A 17711-nucleotide genomic window follows, 5' to 3' on the forward strand; every position below is an offset into this window, starting at 1 on the left:
CTTAAAACTGAATAACCCGATCGCAGGTCAGCACCGATTGCGCCAGCTCCCCCAGCCCGCTCAGAACAAAGCCGGGTTGCAGATTCGCGCCAGCAAGGTTGAGCTGAGTCGCTTGCTGCGCATCGGTCACACCTCTGCGTAATGCAGCGGCGACACAGACATTCAGCGCCACCTGATGCATTTCACCCAACTTCTGCCAGGCGCGTACAAGATCAAACTCATCATTAGCGGGTGACGTTAGCTGGTTGGCATTTAGCACACCCTCGCGATAGAAGAACACACTTTTCAGTCTGTGCCCTTCAGCCAACAGCGCCTGTGCAAACTGCAACGCGCTGCTTGCCTGCTGTGTGCCATAAGCCGGGCCAGTCACCAGCAAACAGTAACTCAGCATTAACGTTCGTGCCCGCTGAAGTCGCCGCTTTTGAATTGACGGATATAAAGGTAGACCGTGTGTTTGGAGATATTGAGGCGTTCGGCGACCTGGTTGATGGCGTCTTTAATATCAAAGATGCCTTTCTCATAGAGGCTCAGTACGATTTGGCGATTTTTCGCATTATTGGAGACGTTGCGATCCGCATTAACTTCCTCAATCGAAAACTCCAGCGTTTGTGCCACGAGATCATCAACGGATGACGCAAAGTTAACGGAAGAAGCGGCATCATGCGTTTCAGGTGGAATAAAGGTCTGCACGATTTGGGAGAAAGGCACATCCAAATTCATGTTGATACACAGCAGCCCGATCACGCGCTGATCGCGATTGCGAATGGCAATCGTCACTGACTTCATCAACACGCCGCTTTTTGCGCGGGTAAAATAGGCTTTCGACACGCTGCTATCTTCACCTGCCATGTCATGCAGCATGCGCAATGCAAGATCCGTAATCGGCGAGCCAATCTTCCTACCCGTATGTTCTCCATTGGCAATACGCACGGCAGAACATTTAAGATCCTCAAGCGAGTGCAACACAATCTCACAATGCTCGCCAATCAACATGGCCAAGCCATCAACCACCGCTTCATACGATTTCAGGATCTCATAGTCCGTTTGACTGAAAGGACGTTCATCCAGCAAATCAAGCTCATAAGATTCGCCAGATACAAGCGAATTAGACATGGCAGACACCACCCTCAACGTCATTATCCCCTAAATAATTCGAGTTGCGTGAAGGCGGCAACCGCGCAAATCGCCAGGAGCTTACTTAGGTAAGTGACTGGGGTGAGTAAGGGCGGCCAACGCACAAGCAGCTTGAAGTATGACGGGTCCATTTATTTTGTATTGACAAGGGGCATAGTCTAGCAAATGTCCACACTCGCGTCCCTGAATTTAACGGGCTACCTCTTAAGGTTGTATTAATTTAACCCCGCTAGAGTCAGCGTCTTCTTTCCTCTCCATAATGGAAATCACGAGAGACGTGTATGAAAAATCCAATACCGATGGGCAGACCACACCTGAACAGCATTACGTTCGTGCTGGTATTTTCTGCCTTTATTACTCTGGTCCAAAACATCGCCTACTATCGTCAGACGCTGCAACTGCTGGATATGACAGACTGGATCAGTATTCCTTTCTTTCTCAGCATGCCCGTTGTGATTTTCGCGGTGCTGAATATTATTTTCACACTGCTGGCAGTCCCTTATCTGCGTAAGGCCGTCATTGTTCTCTTCTTGCTGACCGGTGCCGCCGCGCAATACTTTATGCTGAACTACGGCATTATCATTGACCGAACCATGATCCAGAATATCCTGGAGACAACAGCTGGCGAATCCTTTTCACTACTTACGCCGCAGCTTGTCGCCTGGGTATTCTTTATTGGCGTCATTCCCGCAGCGCTCGCCATATGGATAAAAATAAAGCCCGCCAAGCCGACAACTGTCTATATTGGCATGCGCTTTCTCAGCGTCATTATTTCGCTATTTGCCATTTTATCTGTCGCGGCATTCTTTTATAAAGATTACGCCTCGTTCATGCGTAATAACAAAGAGTTGGTCAAAGCGATTACGCCCAGCAATATTGTGGCGGCCAGTTTGTCGTACCATAAACATAGTGTGCTGGCTAATTTGCCTCTGGAGCAAATTGGTCTGGATGCCCACAAAGCGGCCCCACCATCCCCGACGGCAAAGAAGAACCTGGTTATTCTGGTCGTAGGTGAAACCTCGCGGGCGCAAAATTTTTCGTTGGGTGGCTACGGGAAAGAGACCAATCCGCTGCTGGCGAAAGACAACGTTATTTATTTTGAAAACACATCATCGTGCGGCACATCAACAGGCGTTTCCGTTCCCTGCATGTTTTCCAACATGCCGCGCCAAAGTTTTAATGGTGACTTAGCCAGCCATCAGGAAGGGTTGCTGGATATATTACAGCGGGCAAAAGTTAACGTGCTCTGGCAGGAAAATGATGGCGGCTGTAAAGATGCCTGTACACGTGTGCCAACGGTTGATGTGACATCGCTGAAACTGCCGGGACTATGCACCAATGGTGAATGCCACGATGAAGCGTTATTCCACGGCGTCGAAGACTATATTAATAAGCTCGATAACGACGGCATTATCGTATTACATACGATAGGCAGCCACGGCCCGAGCTATTATCAGCGCTATCCTGACGCCTTTAAGAAATTTACCCCAACGTGTGATACCAATCAGATTCAAACCTGTACGCAGGAAGCACTGACCAATACGTATGACAACACGATTCTGTATGTCGATTTTGTTCTGGATAAAGCGATCAATGTACTGAAACAGCATCAGGATAAATTTAATACATCACTGGTTTACCTGTCAGACCACGGCGAATCGTTAGGGGAAAACGGCATCTACCTGCATAGCATGCCCTACTCTATTGCGCCGAAACAGCAAACGCACGTCCCGATGTTGATGTGGTTATCAACGGGTTATCAGCAACAACAAGCCATTCAGGACACCTGCCTGCGCCAGAACGCGAAACAGCTGGATTACTCGCAAGATAATCTTTTCCATACCATACTGGGGATGTTTACTATCGCCACGAAAGAATATCAGCCTCAGCTCGATATCCTTCAGCCGTGCAGGGATAAGGCAACATGAAATTATTGATTGTTGAAGACGATAAGCTGTTGCAGGAAGGATTATTATTGGCGTTGAGTCATGAAGGTTATGCCTGCGATTGCGCAGGCACGGCCAAAGAAGCAGACGCGCTCATCAGCAGCGCGCATTACAGTCTGGTTATTCTCGATCTTGGCTTACCGGATGAAGATGGGCTCACTCTGCTCTCACGCTGGCGTAAGAATCATTACCAGCATCCCGTGCTCATCTTAACAGCGCGGGATAAGGTAAACGATCGCGTCAGCGGGCTGGATGTCGGCGCAGACGATTACCTTGCCAAGCCTTTCGCTCTGACGGAATTACAAGCGCGCGTACGCGCACTGATTCGCCGCAATCAGGGTTCAAGTAACAGCACAATACAGGTCGACAACATTACGCTGGATTTAAACAATCAACAGGTGTTGCTGGATGACAAGCCGGTGGTGCTGACGCCGAAAGAGTTTGCGATCCTGTCCCGCCTGGTGCTGAAAGCCGGCTCTCAGGTACACCGTGAGGTTCTGCATCAGGATATTTATGCCTGGAATGATGACCCGTCTTCCAACTCGCTGGAAGTGCATATCCACAATCTGCGTCACAAGATAGGGAAAGACCGCATCCGAACCCTGCGAGGCTTTGGCTATCTGCTGACTAAAGGTGAACAACCATGAAGGGCGATACCGACGCCGTCACTAGCATGCGTCGTCGTTTGGTGCTGGCTCTAGGCGGCATCCTGCTCGTCTGCCAGATGATTAGCGTATTCTGGCTTTGGCACGAAAGCGAAGAACAGATTGGGCTGCTAGTTGATAAATCCCTGAGCGCCAGCGCCCAGAACATGCAGATCGATCAAGAGATCAATGAGGCGATCGCCTCGCTCAGTATTCCAAGTCTGGTAATGGTCATCCTGACGCTGCTCATGTGCTTTCAGGCGGTCAGTTGGATCACACGTCCGCTTTCCCGCCTACAGGAAGAATTACAAGATCGCACGGCAGAAAACCTGGAACCGCTGCCGCAACAGAGTGACATAAAAGAGGTTGCGGCGGTCACGCATACCATCAACCAGCTTTTTCAGCGTCTGGACGAAACGTTGAAACGCGACAGGCAATTTACTGCGGATGTCGCGCATGAGTTACGAACCCCGCTAGCCGGAATTCGGCTGCACCTTGAGCTACACCAGCAGCAACATCAGATTGATTGCAGTTCGCTCATCAAACGTATCGATAAAATGGTGAAGACGGTAGAACAGCTTTTGCTGCTTGCCCGTGTCGGACAGGAGTTTTCGGCAGGTCACCACCAGAATGTTGCGTTCCTGCAAGACGTCATTTTTCCTATGCAGGATGAACTGGCCGAGATGCTGCAAAAGCGTCAGCAGACGCTGAAATGGGTATTGCCACCAGAAGATATCACTCTGCGCGGCGATGCGACGTTGCTCCAACTACTGCTACGCAATCTGGTAGAAAACGCCTATCGCTATAGCCCGGAAGCAAGTCAGATCACCGTGAGCCTGAGCAAGCTGCCACATATTGAACTACAGGTTGAGGATGAAGGATCGGGTATTGATGAAAGCAAAGTCGGTGAATTGAGTAAGGCGTTCGTTCGCATGGATAGCCGCTATGGCGGTATCGGCCTCGGGCTAAGTATCGTGACGCGCATTGCTCAGTTGCACGATGGAAAATTTTTCCTCTGCAACCGGCCACAACGTTCCGGCGCCCTCGCTCGCGTGGTACTCACCGCCCTTGACGAATCCCCGGATGAGGCCTGAAGAGCAATAATAGCGGGTCTACTCAGCAATATAGAGACGGAACACCTCCCTGTGCTCAGCCTCGAGTGCCCTACCGGTATACAGGATAGCGGCCGCACAACGTCACCACTTGCTGGCGTACCCGATCGCGTATTGCCGTTAACGCTTCATCACCCGCGCCAAGCCCATCCAGCACGTCACAGAGCCACCCCGCCAATTGCTCACACTCCGCTACACCGAAACCGCGCGTCGTCACGGCTGGCGTACCAATACGCAGGCCCGAGGTAACAAAAGGCGAACGTGGGTCGTTAGGCACCGAATTCTTATTTGCCGTGATGTAAGCATCGCTCAGCGCAGCATCGGCATCCTTACCGGTATACGGCTTGTCGGACAGGTCGATCAGCAGCAAGTGGTTGTCGGTGCCACCAGAGACGATCTTGTAACCGCGCTGCTGGAGAACATGAGCCATGGCCCGGGCGTTGGCCACAACCTGACGCTGGTACACCGTGAATTCAGGACGTAATGCCTCCTTGAATGCCACGGCTTTAGCAGCGATAACATGCATCAACGGGCCGCCCTGAATACCAGGGAACACGGCGGAATTGAGCTTTTTGTAGAAATCCTCGCTCTGCCCTTTGGCTAAAATAATCCCACCACGCGGGCCGCGTAGGGTTTTATGGGTTGTACTCGTTACGACATGTGCGTGAGGAAGCGGATTCGGGTATTCGCCCGCCGCAACCAAACCCGCGACATGTGCCATATCCACCCAGAAGATCGCGCCCACCTTGTCAGCAATCGCGCGCATCCGCGCCCAATCCTTGTGGCGTGAATAGGCAGAGAACCCGCCTATCAGCATCTTGGGTCGGGTTTCCAACGCAATACGTTCCATTTCGTCGTAGTCGATCAACCCTGTTTCAGGATCAAGCCCATAAGGTACGATCTTATAGTGGCGACCAGAAAAGTTGGATGGGTTACCGTGAGTCAAATGCCCGCCTTGAGCGAGATTCATGCCCATCACGGTATCACCCGGGTTAGTCAATGCCAGAAACACGGCCGCATTAGCCTGAGCACCGGCATGAGGCTGGACGTTGGCATAATCACAGTCAAACAGTGCTTTAACCCGTTCAATCGCCAGACGCTCGGCTACGTCTACATACTCGCAGCCGCTGTAGTAGCGCTTGCCGGGATAACCTTCTGCATATTTGTTGGTGAACACGGAATTCTGGATCGCCATCACCAGCGGACTGGCATAGTTCTCTGAAGCGATAAGTTCAATATGGGTTTCCTGACGGTGTTCTTCGTGCAGGATGGCATCGGCCAACTCGGGGTCAAAATCCGTGAGAGTCAAAGAGGTGTCATACATGGGCATCGTCCTATGCGTTAATCATGGTTTTTTTAAAGATTTGCTTCTGTGCTAATTTCATCAGGCCAGTAGTAGCTATCCGGCAGAGGACGCGCCCCGAAGATGGCCTGACCGACACGAACGACGGTGGCACCTTCCTCAATGGCTATTTCAAAATCGCCGGACATCCCCATGGATAATTCATCCAGCCCAATACCAACAGGGGCGTTTTGCTGCAATTTATCACGTAGGTTACGTAGTCGGATGAAACACTGGCGCACGCGTTCAGCCTCGCTGGAGAACAACGCCAGTGTCATAAGCCCACGCACACGTAGCGTAGGGAATGCGGGAAGAGTCTGAATAAAAGCGGGTACGTCTTCAGGAGACAGGCCGTACTTACTGGCCTCACCAGAGGTATTAACCTGCACGAATACATCCAGCGAACGTCCTTCAATCTGCAAGCGACGATCCAGCGCTTCAGCCAGTCGCAGGCTGTCCAACGCTTGAAATTCGGTAGCAAAGCGTGCCACCAGCTTAGCTTTGTTGGTTTGCAGATGACCAATGACCGACCACTGTAAGTCGGCTAAGTCCTGCATGGTTTCCCATTTACGAAACGCCTCCTGCACCTTGTTTTCGCCCAATATCCGACAACCTGCCGCATGGGCCATGCGTAGGCGATTTTCGGGCTTGGTCTTGCTGACAGGCAGCAGTCGTACGGTGGCAGGATCGCGGCCGACGCGGTGACAGGCCGCCGCGATGCGCATCTGTACCGCCGCCAGATTAAGTTGGAAATCCTCAACCGTGGCGGCTTCGGGATAGCAACCGTGGCTGTCGTGGCGAGTGGGTGTATCGGAAGGTATCGGCATCAGCTTAACTCCTGATGAAGAGGATAAATGGATTGTGAAACGTATTTATAGATTTAAAATAGCCGGATGTTCCCCACCATTTTCTTGATAAGAGGCAGACCAATTGTTCAAACACGCCCAGCTTGAATCGGTCAAAGCCTGGATTGGCGACCCCGCGCACGGTGCTTTACCCTTACACGCTCGTATCCAGCGAGCTATTCGCCAGTTAATCCTCGATGGCGTTCTCGACGTGGGCAAGCCCCTACCCGCATCGCGCGCGCTGGCGACATCACTCGGGGTTTCACGTGATACGGTCGAATCGGCTTACAGCCAGCTGCATGCGGAAGGATTTATCGAACGTCGCGTCGGCAGCGGCAGTTTCGTGTCGGAGCGGGCAAAGCGTCTGCCGGGACGTGGCAAAGCCCGAAAAACGGGAGATAGCAAAGCAGAACTGCACCTCAGTCAACGCGGCAGCGCTATGTTCCAGAATGGTGGAGTTCGCGATTTCATCATACCGCGTGCGTTCGCACCCGGCGTGCCGGAAACCCGCAGCTTTCCCCTCCAGACATGGGAACGGCTAGAACGACAGGTGCTAAAAGAATATGGCACGCGGGCGCTGCTACATAGCCCTCCACAGGGCATGGAAGTGCTGAGACGTGCCATCGCAGATTATGTCAACCTCGAACGGGGAGCCCGTGCTACGCCCGATCGCGTACTGGTGCTGACCAGTTCCCAGCAAGCGCTCACCCTGTGTGCGACTGTATTGTTGGATGCTGGCGACCCGATCTTCCTTGAAGATCCCGTGTACCACGGTGCCCGCAAGGCATTCGAAGCCGCTGGACTTGCCTGTGTACCGATTCCATTAGATGCCGATGGTTTGCAGATTGATCACCTGCTTGAGGCAAGCAACGCACACAGTGTGCCCGATAAAGCTGTATTCCTGACACCCTCACACCAGTTCCCAACCGGCGCGACGCTGACGTTGGATCGACGGCTGGCCGTGATTGAATGGGCCTGGCAGCAACAGAGCTGGATTATTGAAGACGACTACGACAGCGAGTTCCACTATGCAGGCAAACCTACTGCCTGCGTGCAGGGGCTCGACCCGCACGATCGAACGATCTATATCGGCACCTTCACCAAATCGCTGTTTCCCGGCCTGCGCATCGGCTACATGGTACTGCCGCCGCAGCTGGTTGCCCCAATGACCGTGGCCCGTACGCTGATGGATGGACACAGCGCACCCATTCCACAGCTCACGTTGGCACGTTTTATCGAAGGAGGCCACTTCGGTGCCCACGTACGCACGATGCGTACCGTTTATGCCGAACGCCGCGATGCGCTGGCACGGCTGGTGCGTCAACATCTGGCTGACTTCGTGGAGCCACGGGTGCCGGCCGGAGGCATGCAGATGCCCTGTATATTCACCCGTGACATATCTGAACACGACGCGGTGGAATCCGCGCGTCGAGCCGGTATCGATCTGCTCGGGCTGACAGCGCTGTATGCATCGGGCCAGCATAAAGCTGGTTTCCTCATGGGATTTGCCGCCCACGCACCGCATGAACTGGAAGCTGCGGTCAAGACGTTGGCGAAGGTACTACGCGCGCTGTGCTGATGATGGGTAGCAGGTGGTGGATGACAGATAGGTGCCGTCACGGTTAACAGGAAAAAGGATTCAATCGCAGGGAAGTGATAGTGAAAAACAAAAAAACCGCAGGTCGAAGCCTGCGGTCATATCACCATTATCGCGATGCTTATTTAGCCGCTTTCTCTTCGGCTGCTGGTTTTTCAGCTTTCGCATCATCCGCTGCTTTCAGGTCAGCTTCAGATTTAATGTCCAGCAGTTCAACGTCAAACACCAGCGTGGAGTTAGCCGGAATGCCAGGCACGCCGTTTTCGCCATAGGCCAGTGCCGGTGGGATAGCCAGCTTGATTTTGCCGCCTTTCTTAACGTGCTTCAGACCTTCAGTCCAACCTGGGATCACGCCGTCCAGACGGAAAGAAAGTGGCTCACCACGTTTGTAGGAGTTGTCGAACTCGCTACCGTCAACCAGCGTACCTTTGTAGTTAACGACTACAGTATCGCTGTCTTTCGGCGCGTTGCCGCTACCTTCTTTCTCAACCTGATACAGAAGGCCAGATTCAGTTTTCTTCACGCCTTTTTCTTTGGCGAAGGACTCAAGATACTTAGTGCCTTTATCCGCGTTATCTTTTGCATCTTGCTTCATCTTGGCTTCAGCCGCAGCTTTCACTTTACCTTCAAAGCCTTGCAGCGTTTTTTCGATTTCTTCGTCAGTCAGCTTGCTCTTATCAGCAAAGGCATCCTGAACGCCAGCAATCAGCTGATCCTTATCCAGTTTGATACCTAATTTTTCTTGCTCTTTCAGAGAGTTATCCATGTAACGCCCTAAAGATGCACCTAACGCATAAGCCGCTGCCTGCTCATCGTTCTTGAATTTGGCTGCCGCAGTGGTATCAGATGCCTGCGCTTTGTCTGCCGCCAGAGCCTGGCCTGCGTTCAGAGCCAGAGCCATCGTTGTTGCTAACAGCGTTACTTTAAACAGTGATTTCATCCATTTCTCCAGCATCTGGAGCGACGCGCTCCAGCCATCATTAAAATAAATTCGCGCCTACTATAACTGTGCGGACGAAGACAACACAACGACGCACGCGACAATCCTTTGATAAAAAACGTCAGGAAGCTTTTCCGACATCATTTGTGTCGTCCTAAGGCCTTCTGGCAACGATATGCCCCATTCAGGATAGTGTATTGCGCCCTACTGCGACCGTTTTTACTACCAGAAGTTTCCGCTTTCTGACAAACTCGCGGGTAACAAGAAGTAAGGGGAATACCGATGTCACCATCAGCACTTGAAGAACGGCTCGAACAGTTGGAAAGCCGACAGGCCTTTCAGGAATTAACCATAGAAGAGCTTAACCAAACGGTTATTCAACACGAGCGGGAAATTAGCCGCCTGCGTGAACATGTCCGTCTACTCACAGACAGGCTGCGCAGCCAGCAAACCTCGCTTGTCGCATCACAGGCAGAAGAAACACCGCCGCCGCATTACTGAGATCGGCCCCCGCTATACTGGCGCTCACCAAGCCCAGATATAAAAAAACCTCAGGTGATCTTCATCAACCTGAGGTTTTTTTTATGCGCTACGACTCATTAGTGGCAGCCGCATCCACCATTGCCGCCGCAGCCGCCTTTACCGTGCTGGTGACCGTGATCGTGGTCATGATCATGGCCATGACCGCCACAGCAGCCGTCGCCGTGTTCATGATCGTGTTCGCCGTGAACGTGACCGTGCGCCAGCTCTTCTTCCGTCGCTTCGCGGATAGCAACAACTTCAACGTTGAAGCTCAGGTTTTGGCCTGCCAGCATGTGGTTGCCGTCGACAACAACGTGGTCATCTTCAACTTCGGTGATTTCAACTGGTACTGGACCCTGATCGGTCTCAGCCAGGAAACGCATGCCAACCTGCAGCTCGTCAACGCCCATAAAGACATCTTTCGGTACACGCTGAACCAGATTTTCATCGTAGTTGCCGTAAGCGTCGCTGGAACCAATGTTCACATCAAACTTCGCGCCAGCTTCACGGCCTTCCAAGGCTTTTTCCAAACCAGAAATCAGGGAACCGTGACCATGCAGATAGTCCAACGGCGCGCTCACCGGAGACTCATCAACCAACACACCGTCTTCTGTACGTACCTGATAGGCCAGGCTGACCACCAGATCTTTTGCTACTTTCATGATATCTCCTACCGTTGGAAATCAAACTGGCGCAAATTGTAGCTGAAAAATATCCCTATGTACCGTCTGGAATCAAAAAACGTCAACGGTTGGCGACAATGCCACCATGAGACTCATCCCTCATTCTGGCCGGAAGATCCCGATAATCTCGTTAGCCTGTGGGGCGGGTGCCGTCGTGGGCTCATCCGCCTGGCTCTGGCGATATCCGCACTTCACACACACCACAACCTCGACATCATCCTCTCGTCCAACCGCCAGCGTATCCTGAGCCTGACACGTCGGGCACACGGCCCCTGCAATAAAGCGTTTACGCATGATAACTCCAATTCATCGCCGTTCTAAAACCTAGAACCTATCCCGGTAGGCGTTATTGGCGCAGCCAGTTTGGACACGGACAGCGCGCAGAAACCGGAGCGTACACGTAGTACGTGAGGATTTCGAGCACTGCCTAGGTTCAAAATGGCAAGTAAAATAGCCTAGGGGATAGGTTCTTACTCGTCGTCCTCATCCCACACACTAGGCCGACGGCGCTCGCGCAGCATTTCCCGTTGGAAAATATCCTCTAGCTCACGGCGTGCCTCTTTCACACGGGAGATTTGTGCGACATCCCCCGTCAGCTGCGGCATCAGCTCACGCAGCATGCGCATATCCAGACGGCGGAAATGCTGTTGGGCACGCATCGCCTGATGTGGGTGCATGCCCACCGTCACCAGCGTTTTCCGCCCTAGCTCCAGCGCGCTAGAAAAGGTTTCGCGCGAGAAATGTTTTACGCCTGTCTGTAACAGCTCGTGGGCTTCAACACGACCGCGTGCCCGCGCCAGAATTTCCAGATTTGGAAAGTGTTGCTGGCATAGGTGCACAATCTCCATCGTATCCTCTGGCGCATTACAGGTGATCACAATGGAGCGCGCTTTATCCGCCCCCGCCGAGCGCAGCAGTTCAAGCTCCGTGGCATCACCATAATAAACCTTATAACCATAGCTGCGCATCAGGCTCACGGCGCTGATATCACGCTCCAGAACGGTAATCCGCATTTTGTTCGCCATTAATAAGCGGCCAATCACCTGCCCGAAACGCCCGAAGCCCACCACGATTACCTGCGGTTCGTCATCCTCGACATACGGTTTCTCATCCGGTATATCCTGCACGTTGTAACGACGTACCAGAATGCGGTCGATTAACTGCATCAGCAGCGGCGTCGTCATCATTGATAGCGTCACCGTCACCAGCAACAGCGGCAGTTGCTCACCTTTCAATACGTTGAATGAAGCCGCAGCGGAAAACAGGACGAAAGCAAACTCGCCGCCCTGACTCAACACCCCGGCAAACTGCAAGCGCTCGGAGCGGCGCATACGATTAATCCGCGCAAGGAAATACAGTACAGCCGCTTTCACCGCCACCAACACCAATACCGCAACCATAATCTTCACGATGTGGGTGTAGAGGATCCCGAGATTCAGCGCCATTCCTACAGAGATAAAGAACAGACCAAGCAGCAAACCTTTGAACGGCTCAATTGCGATTTCCAGTTCATGCCGATACTCACTTTCCGCCAGCAGAATACCGGCGATAAAGGTGCCTAACGCCATGGAAAGCCCTAATGCTTCCATAAACAGCGCAGAACCGAGCACCAGCAACAGCGCGGCGGCAGTGAACACCTCGCGCACACCGGATGCCGCAATAAAGCGGAACAGCGGACGCACCAGATAGCGGCCGCCGATTAACATGCCGAGAAACGCGGCGACCTTCAGCCCAATCCGTTCCCAATCGCCGAAATCCCCCTGCACACCGGCCAGAATCGGAATCAGCGCCAGCGCAGGGATAACGGCCAAATCCTGAAACAGCAGAACGGAGAAACCTAATTGCCCCGATTCATTGCGGTTCATGCCCTTTTCGCGCATCAGTTGCAGCGCCATGGCCGTTGACGACATCGCGAGCCCCACGCCACCAATCAGCGCGGACTGCCACGAGAAGTCCGTCAGATACAAGGCTCCGCCTAAAATCAGCGCACTCAGGCCGACCTGAGCGGCCCCCACGCCAAAGATCGAGCGGCGCAGCGTCCAGAGCTTGGAGGGATTTAACTCCAGACCGATGATGAACATCAGGAAAACGACACCCAGCTCCGAGAAATGCAGGATGGCTTCCACGTCACGGATAAAGCCAAGCCCCCAAGGGCCAATGGCGATCCCGGCGATCAAATAGCCCAGTACGGCACCAATCCCTAATCGGGCAGCGATCGGTACGGCTACTACCGCCACAAACAAAAACAAGACTCCGGCGGTCAGGAGCGAAGAACTCTCCATACTAGCGTTCCTCTTCAGGTAAAGGGGAGGATAGCCATTCACCGTAAGCTTTGGCTTGACTCAACAACACATCGGGCTGTAACCGACGCGCCCAGTAAATGATCATGGGATGCATCCAATGCATACGGCACATTGCTGCCGTCAGCTCAAACGGGCGTAACAAATCGTCCATCGGGTAGCGATTGCTCCCATCGGCGTGGTAGGCATCTTCCGGCTCACCGGTCGTAATCACCGAGCGCCAGTATTTCCCCGCCAGCGCATTCCCGCCAATTCCATTAGCAAAGCCACGAGATAACACCCTATCGAGCCACTCTTTCAGCAGCGCCGGACAGCTGTAGGTATAAAACGGATGCTGGAAAATAATGACCTGATGCTCACGCAGCAGCTGTTGTTCGTGATGAATATCGATAAAAAAATCAGGATAGTGTGCGTAAAGATCGTGCACGGTTACATTCGCCAACTGCTGAGCCGGTTGCAATAAGATCCGGTTTGCTACCGAGTCCTGTGGTTCCGGATGGGCATACAGCAGCAAAATCTTAGGTGGCTGCGACATCATTCCCCTCCAAAGCGTCGTCATAATAATCGTTTTCCGTTACCATGCAGCGCAACGACTAAAAACAGGACACCGCGTGTCCTGAGATGTCCATAATTTAACATACTCTGAACATACGGCGCTTTATGATTGTTTTCTCTTCGCTGCAAATTCGACGTGGTGTACGCGTTCTGATCGACAACGCGACAGCAACGGTTAATCCCGGCCAGAAAGTCGGTCTGGTTGGCAAAAACGGCTGTGGCAAATCTACGCTGCTGTCATTACTGAAAGGTGAAATCAGCGCCGACGGTGGCAGCGCAACATTTCCGCAAAACTGGTCATTGGCGTGGGTCAATCAGGAAACGCCTGCGTTGGACAAACCCGCGCTGGACTACGTGATTGACGGCGACCGCGAGTTTCGCCAACTGGAAGCCGCATTGCAAACCGCCAACGAAGAGAACGACGGTAATGCGATTGCCACGCTGCACGGCAAGTTGGATGCCATCCAAGCCTGGACGATTCAGGCCAGAGCATCAAGCCTGCTCAATGGGTTAGGATTTTCTCAGTCACAGCTACAACAGCCCGTCAGCGCCTTTTCCGGCGGCTGGCGGATGCGTTTGAATCTGGCACAGGCACTGATCTGTCGTTCAGATCTGCTGTTGCTGGATGAACCGACCAACCACCTCGATCTGGATGCGGTTATCTGGCTGGAAAAGTGGCTGAAAAACTACGCCGGCACGCTGGTCCTGATCTCGCATGACCGCGATTTTCTCGATCCCGTAGTGACCAAGATTCTGCACATCGAACAGCAGTCGCTCAACGAGTACACCGGTAACTATTCCTCGTTTGAACGCCAGCGCGCCACTCGCCTCGCACAGCAGCAATCGCTCTATGAGCACCAGCAGGAGCGGGTCGCGCACCTGCAACACTACATTGACCGCTTCCGCGCGCAGGCGACCAAAGCCAAGCAGGCACAAAGCCGGATAAAAATGCTGGAACGCATGGAGATGATTGCACCAGCGCATGTCGATAACCCTTTCCGTTTCAGTTTTCGCGCCCCGGAATCGCTGCCCAATCCACTGATGAAGATGGAAAAGGTCAGCGCAGGCTATAACGACAAGCTAATTCTGGAATCGATCAAACTTAATTTAGTACCGGGTTCCCGCATTGGGCTGCTCGGCCATAACGGCGCGGGTAAATCCACGCTGATCAAGCTGCTTGCTGGCACACTTGCCCCACTGAAAGGGGAAATCGGGCTGGCGAAAGGCGTGAAGCTCGGTTATTTCGCTCAGCATCAGTTAGAGTTTCTACGTGCGGACGAATCGCCCTTGCAGCATCTGGTGCGTCTGGCAGAGCGGGAAACGGAACAGCAACTGCGCGACTACCTTGGCGGCTTCGGTTTTCAAGGCGACAAAGTCACGGAGATCACCGAGCGCTTCTCCGGTGGCGAAAAGGCCCGTCTGGTGCTGGCGCTGATCGTCTGGCAGCGCCCGAATCTCCTGCTGCTCGACGAACCAACCAACCACCTCGATCTGGATATGCGTCAGGCACTGACCGAAGCGTTAATCGATTTTGAAGGTGCACTGGTTGTCGTCTCGCACGATCGACACCTGATCCGTTCTACCACCGACGATCTCTATCTGGTACACGACCAGAAAGTAGAACCGTTCGACGGCGATTTGGAAGACTACCAACAGTGGCTGGTCGGCCTGCAACGTCAGGAAAATGCGGCCGATGAAACACCAAAAGAAAATATCGCCAACAGTGCGCAGGGCAGAAAAGATCAGAAACGCCGCGAAGCTGAGTTGAGAACGCAAACGCAACCGCTGCGCAAACAGATAACCAAGCTTGAGCAGCAGATGGAAAAGCTGGGGGAAACGCTAGCGGCGCTGGAAGCCCGACTGGCGGACAGCGCCATCTATGACATCAGCCGCAAAGCCGAACTCACCGACTGCCTGCAACAACAAACCAAAGTCAAAATCGAGCTGGAAGAAACGGAAATGTCCTGGCTGGACGCGCAGGAACAGCTAGAGCAGATGATGCAGAGCGAGTAAATTGCATTTACCCACCCGAGCGGGTGTCTCCCCCGCTCGCTATACTCGTGAACAAAGCCTTAATGCCAAATCAACAGCACGCAGGCGGCGGTCAGCAGCCCCATTGATACATTAAAGATAATCCACGCTTTCTTACTGCGCAGCAGTCGCCCAATCATCGTGCCAAACCCGAGCCAGATGACGCCGGACACCAGATTAACCAGCACAATCCCGATGCTTATGGCGATTACAGACTGGTTATAACCTTCCCCCGCCAGACTAAAGCTGGCAACCGCCCCCAGCGCCATGAGCCACGCTTTCGGGTTCAGGAATTGCAGCAACCACCCTTGATAAAACCGGATCGGTTGAGGCGGCGCAGCGGACGTTTCCAGCCGTTCATAAGCCGCCGTGGCGATTTTCCACGCCAGCCAGAGCAGATAGGCACTGCCGAGGACTTTCAGGATAAAATGCAGCGAAGGGTAAATCAGAATCAAACTACCTACACCGAATGCCACCAGCAGCAAAATGCTCTGCATGCCCAGTATGATGCCAACCATCAGCCACAGTGAACGCATAAAGCCAAAATTCGCGCCCGAGGTAGTCAACAGCATATTGTTCGGCCCCGGTGTGATGGCTGCTACCCACAAAAATCCCAACATCGAAAGAAATAAACTCAGTTCCATTATTTGTGGGCGCTCCTGACCCAAATGTCGTACCAACTGGCAGCATTGAAGCTAACAGTGTGATATTGATCGTACAAGAGTCGACAACAAGATTTCCATATCCTTTATGCATAATCACTTTCGTCCGCTGAGCGGCGCCCATAACCCACATCTGCAAACGCTATTGCCGCGTCTGATTCGCCGTCACGCACAGTTCTCGCCAGTCTGGCAGTCACTGGAATTACCGGACGGCGATTTCGTCGATCTGGCCTGGAGCGAAGCCCCTGAGCAAGCGCGACACAAACCGCGCGTGGTGCTGTTTCACGGGCTGGAAGGCAGCTTTCATAGCCCCTACGCTCACGGCCTGCTACATGCCTGTAAGCAGCGCGGCTGGCTGGCCGTCATCATGCATTTTCGCGGATGCAGCGGGAAGCCCAACAGGATGAAGCGCATTTATCATTCTGGCGAAACCAGCGATGCCAGCTATTTTCTGCACTGGATGCAAGAGACGCTGGGCAATGCGCCTACCGCCGCCATCGGCGTGTCTCTCGGCGGCAATATGCTGGCCTACCTGCTCGCTCAGCAAGGCGAAGCCTGCTCCCTGTCCGCGGCCGTCATTGTTTCCGCCCCCTTGATGCTCGAACCCTGTAGCCGCAGGATGGAACAAGGCTTCTCTCGCGTCTATCAGCACTACCTGCTGCGTCTGCTGAAGCAAAACGCCGGTCGTAAGCTGGCGGCTTATCCAGACACGCTGCCGATTCAGTTGCCGCAGCTGAAGCGAATCCGCCAGCTACGAGAGTTTGATGACGTCATTACTTCACGTATCTACGGCTTTCGCGATGCGGCCGACTACTATCGACGCTGTAGCGCTCTGCCGCTGTTGCCTCAGATTCGTAAACCGCTGCTCATTATCCATGCGAAGGACGATCCCTTCATGACGTCGGAGGTGATTCCCGATCTGTCGCAGTTACCGTCTAATATTGAGTATCAGCTGACGGAACATGGTGGGCATGTCGGCTTCGTCGGTGGAACGTTGCTGAAACCGGAAATGTGGCTGGAACAGCGCATTCCCAATTGGCTTAGCCCATTTTTGGACCATGCCACCGATTCTTTTTCTTCGGGATCTTTTCATTCAGGAACTTTTTATTCAGGAACTTTTTATTCAGGAGGAATGGCGTGATTATTCCCTGGCAACAGCTCGATCCAGAAACACTAGATAGCATCATTGAATCTTTCGTCCTGCGGGAAGGCACCGATTACGGCGAACAGGAGCGATCGCTGGCGCAGAAAGTGGAAGATATCCGCAGCCAGCTCCAATCTGGCGAGGTGGTATTGGTGTGGTCTGAGTTACATGAAACGCTCAATATCATGCCCCGCAACCAGCTCAATGCCGGAGGACATGCCCCTTATTGAGCATGGCGAAAGTCGTGAAAGAAC

The 17711-nt window shown here is 53.2% G+C and carries 18 protein-coding genes; 8 read left to right on the forward strand and 10 right to left on the reverse strand.

All coding sequences use genetic code 11. The features are described 5' to 3' along the window. Nucleotide 1: 1 nt before the first annotated feature. Together tusD and EIP93_RS20140 are read right to left on the reverse strand one after the other, a co-directional pair. Nucleotides 2-391: a sulfurtransferase complex subunit TusD gene (gene tusD, locus EIP93_RS20135; RefSeq protein ID WP_103862617.1), complete on the reverse strand. Its 390-nt coding sequence runs from the start codon at nucleotides 389-391 to the stop codon at nucleotides 2-4. Continuing rightward, nucleotides 391-1113 carry a helix-turn-helix transcriptional regulator gene (locus tag EIP93_RS20140; RefSeq protein WP_010296984.1) on the reverse strand — a complete coding sequence of 241 codons (723 nt, stop codon included), beginning with the start codon at nucleotides 1111-1113 and terminating at the stop codon, nucleotides 391-393. Before EIP93_RS20140 ends, tusD begins: the two co-directional genes overlap by 1 nt. A 302-nt stretch (nucleotides 1114-1415) precedes the next feature. Here EIP93_RS20140 and eptA point away from each other — a divergent pair, with 302 nt between their 5' ends. The 3 genes from eptA to pmrB are packed head-to-tail and all read left to right on the forward strand — an operon-like array spanning nucleotide 1416 to nucleotide 4818. Then, nucleotides 1416-3062, forward strand: a complete 1647-nt coding sequence (gene eptA, locus EIP93_RS20145) for a phosphoethanolamine transferase EptA (RefSeq protein WP_116586441.1) — start codon at nucleotides 1416-1418, stop codon at nucleotides 3060-3062. Next, complete coding sequence (gene pmrA / locus EIP93_RS20150; RefSeq protein ID WP_039484538.1) at nucleotides 3059-3727, forward strand: two-component system response regulator PmrA; 669 nt, start codon at nucleotides 3059-3061, stop codon at nucleotides 3725-3727. Before eptA ends, pmrA begins: the two co-directional genes overlap by 4 nt. Then, on the forward strand, nucleotides 3724-4818 hold the full coding sequence (pmrB, locus tag EIP93_RS20155; RefSeq protein ID WP_103942992.1) for a two-component system sensor histidine kinase PmrB: 1095 nt from the start codon (nucleotides 3724-3726) through the stop codon (nucleotides 4816-4818). Before pmrA ends, pmrB begins: the two co-directional genes overlap by 4 nt. 70 nt (nucleotides 4819-4888) lie before the next feature. Here the strand turns inward: pmrB and glyA are convergent, their stop codons facing one another. Further along, nucleotides 4889-6160, reverse strand: a complete 1272-nt coding sequence (glyA, locus tag EIP93_RS20160; RefSeq protein WP_103971745.1) for a serine hydroxymethyltransferase — start codon at nucleotides 6158-6160, stop codon at nucleotides 4889-4891. Between the two features lie 32 nt (nucleotides 6161-6192). Beyond that, nucleotides 6193-7005, reverse strand: coding sequence for a YggS family pyridoxal phosphate-dependent enzyme (locus EIP93_RS20165; protein ID WP_125233180.1), 813 nt, complete (start codon nucleotides 7003-7005; stop codon nucleotides 6193-6195). Between the two features lie 103 nt (nucleotides 7006-7108). Here EIP93_RS20165 and pdxR point away from each other — a divergent pair, with 103 nt between their 5' ends. Further along, on the forward strand, nucleotides 7109-8602 hold the full coding sequence (gene pdxR / locus EIP93_RS20170; protein WP_125233181.1) for a MocR-like pyridoxine biosynthesis transcription factor PdxR: 1494 nt from the start codon (nucleotides 7109-7111) through the stop codon (nucleotides 8600-8602). Between the two features lie 139 nt (nucleotides 8603-8741). Here pdxR and fkpA read toward each other — a convergent pair whose 3' ends face one another. Further along, nucleotides 8742-9560 carry an FKBP-type peptidyl-prolyl cis-trans isomerase gene (gene fkpA, locus EIP93_RS20175; protein ID WP_103862623.1) on the reverse strand — a complete coding sequence of 273 codons (819 nt, stop codon included), beginning with the start codon at nucleotides 9558-9560 and terminating at the stop codon, nucleotides 8742-8744. A gap of 282 nt (nucleotides 9561-9842) precedes the next feature. On the opposite strand from fkpA, the gene EIP93_RS20180 reads away from it, so the two are divergent. After that, nucleotides 9843-10061, forward strand: a complete 219-nt coding sequence (locus EIP93_RS20180) for a protein SlyX (protein ID WP_010297012.1) — start codon at nucleotides 9843-9845, stop codon at nucleotides 10059-10061. Nucleotides 10062-10159: 98 nt separating this feature from the next. Here EIP93_RS20180 and slyD read toward each other — a convergent pair whose 3' ends face one another. From slyD to kefG, 4 genes are all read right to left on the reverse strand, one after another. Then, nucleotides 10160-10744, reverse strand: a complete 585-nt coding sequence (gene slyD, locus EIP93_RS20185) for a peptidylprolyl isomerase (protein ID WP_010277503.1) — start codon at nucleotides 10742-10744, stop codon at nucleotides 10160-10162. Nucleotides 10745-10864: 120 nt separating this feature from the next. After that, nucleotides 10865-11059: a YheV family putative zinc ribbon protein gene (locus EIP93_RS20190; protein WP_039362780.1), complete on the reverse strand. Its 195-nt coding sequence runs from the start codon at nucleotides 11057-11059 to the stop codon at nucleotides 10865-10867. 176 nt (nucleotides 11060-11235) lie between these two features. Next, nucleotides 11236-13047, reverse strand: coding sequence for a glutathione-regulated potassium-efflux system protein KefB (gene kefB / locus EIP93_RS20195; protein ID WP_125233182.1), 1812 nt, complete (start codon nucleotides 13045-13047; stop codon nucleotides 11236-11238). Between the two features lies 1 nt (nucleotide 13048). Continuing rightward, nucleotides 13049-13600: a glutathione-regulated potassium-efflux system ancillary protein KefG gene (gene kefG, locus EIP93_RS20200; protein WP_164498034.1), complete on the reverse strand. Its 552-nt coding sequence runs from the start codon at nucleotides 13598-13600 to the stop codon at nucleotides 13049-13051. Nucleotides 13601-13725: 125 nt separating this feature from the next. Here kefG and EIP93_RS20205 point away from each other — a divergent pair, with 125 nt between their 5' ends. After that, nucleotides 13726-15633 carry an ABC transporter ATP-binding protein gene (locus EIP93_RS20205; RefSeq protein ID WP_103862626.1) on the forward strand — a complete coding sequence of 636 codons (1908 nt, stop codon included), beginning with the start codon at nucleotides 13726-13728 and terminating at the stop codon, nucleotides 15631-15633. Nucleotides 15634-15692: 59 nt separating this feature from the next. On the opposite strand, the gene EIP93_RS20210 is transcribed toward EIP93_RS20205, so the two are convergent. Then, nucleotides 15693-16295: a LysE family translocator gene (locus EIP93_RS20210; RefSeq protein ID WP_109225890.1), complete on the reverse strand. Its 603-nt coding sequence runs from the start codon at nucleotides 16293-16295 to the stop codon at nucleotides 15693-15695. A 106-nt stretch (nucleotides 16296-16401) separates the two neighbouring features. Here EIP93_RS20210 and EIP93_RS20215 point away from each other — a divergent pair, with 106 nt between their 5' ends. Then, nucleotides 16402-17454: a hydrolase gene (locus EIP93_RS20215; RefSeq protein ID WP_125233183.1), complete on the forward strand. Its 1053-nt coding sequence runs from the start codon at nucleotides 16402-16404 to the stop codon at nucleotides 17452-17454. Continuing rightward, nucleotides 17451-17687, forward strand: coding sequence for a YheU family protein (locus EIP93_RS20220; RefSeq protein ID WP_102116844.1), 237 nt, complete (start codon nucleotides 17451-17453; stop codon nucleotides 17685-17687). Before EIP93_RS20215 ends, EIP93_RS20220 begins: the two co-directional genes overlap by 4 nt. The last annotated feature ends 24 nt before the right edge of the window (nucleotides 17688-17711 follow it).

The sequence above is a fragment of the Pectobacterium versatile genome (assembly GCF_003932035.1).
GTDB classification, from domain to species: Bacteria; Pseudomonadota; Gammaproteobacteria; order Enterobacterales; family Enterobacteriaceae; genus Pectobacterium; species Pectobacterium versatile.

Coding starts and splice junctions, on each gene's coding strand:
- EIP93_RS20180 (WP_010297012.1), top strand. CDS start 9,843: ATGTCACCATCAGCACTTGAAGAACGGCTCGAACAGTTGGAAAGCCGA.
- EIP93_RS20140 (WP_010296984.1), bottom strand. CDS start 1,113: ATGTCTAATTCGCTTGTATCTGGCGAATCTTATGAGCTTGATTTGCTG.
- fkpA (WP_103862623.1), bottom strand. CDS start 9,560: ATGAAATCACTGTTTAAAGTAACGCTGTTAGCAACAACGATGGCTCTG.
- eptA (WP_116586441.1), top strand. CDS start 1,416: ATGAAAAATCCAATACCGATGGGCAGACCACACCTGAACAGCATTACG.
- EIP93_RS20190 (WP_039362780.1), bottom strand. CDS start 11,059: ATGCGTAAACGCTTTATTGCAGGGGCCGTGTGCCCGACGTGTCAGGCT.
- kefB (WP_125233182.1), bottom strand. CDS start 13,047: ATGGAGAGTTCTTCGCTCCTGACCGCCGGAGTCTTGTTTTTGTTTGTG.
- EIP93_RS20210 (WP_109225890.1), bottom strand. CDS start 16,295: ATGGAACTGAGTTTATTTCTTTCGATGTTGGGATTTTTGTGGGTAGCA.
- tusD (WP_103862617.1), bottom strand. CDS start 391: ATGCTGAGTTACTGTTTGCTGGTGACTGGCCCGGCTTATGGCACACAG.
- slyD (WP_010277503.1), bottom strand. CDS start 10,744: ATGAAAGTAGCAAAAGATCTGGTGGTCAGCCTGGCCTATCAGGTACGT.
- kefG (WP_164498034.1), bottom strand. CDS start 13,600: ATGTCGCAGCCACCTAAGATTTTGCTGCTGTATGCCCATCCGGAACCA.
- EIP93_RS20165 (WP_125233180.1), bottom strand. CDS start 7,005: ATGCCGATACCTTCCGATACACCCACTCGCCACGACAGCCACGGTTGC.
- glyA (WP_103971745.1), bottom strand. CDS start 6,160: ATGTATGACACCTCTTTGACTCTCACGGATTTTGACCCCGAGTTGGCC.
- pmrA (WP_039484538.1), top strand. CDS start 3,059: ATGAAATTATTGATTGTTGAAGACGATAAGCTGTTGCAGGAAGGATTA.
- EIP93_RS20215 (WP_125233183.1), top strand. CDS start 16,402: ATGCATAATCACTTTCGTCCGCTGAGCGGCGCCCATAACCCACATCTG.
- EIP93_RS20205 (WP_103862626.1), top strand. CDS start 13,726: ATGATTGTTTTCTCTTCGCTGCAAATTCGACGTGGTGTACGCGTTCTG.
- pmrB (WP_103942992.1), top strand. CDS start 3,724: ATGAAGGGCGATACCGACGCCGTCACTAGCATGCGTCGTCGTTTGGTG.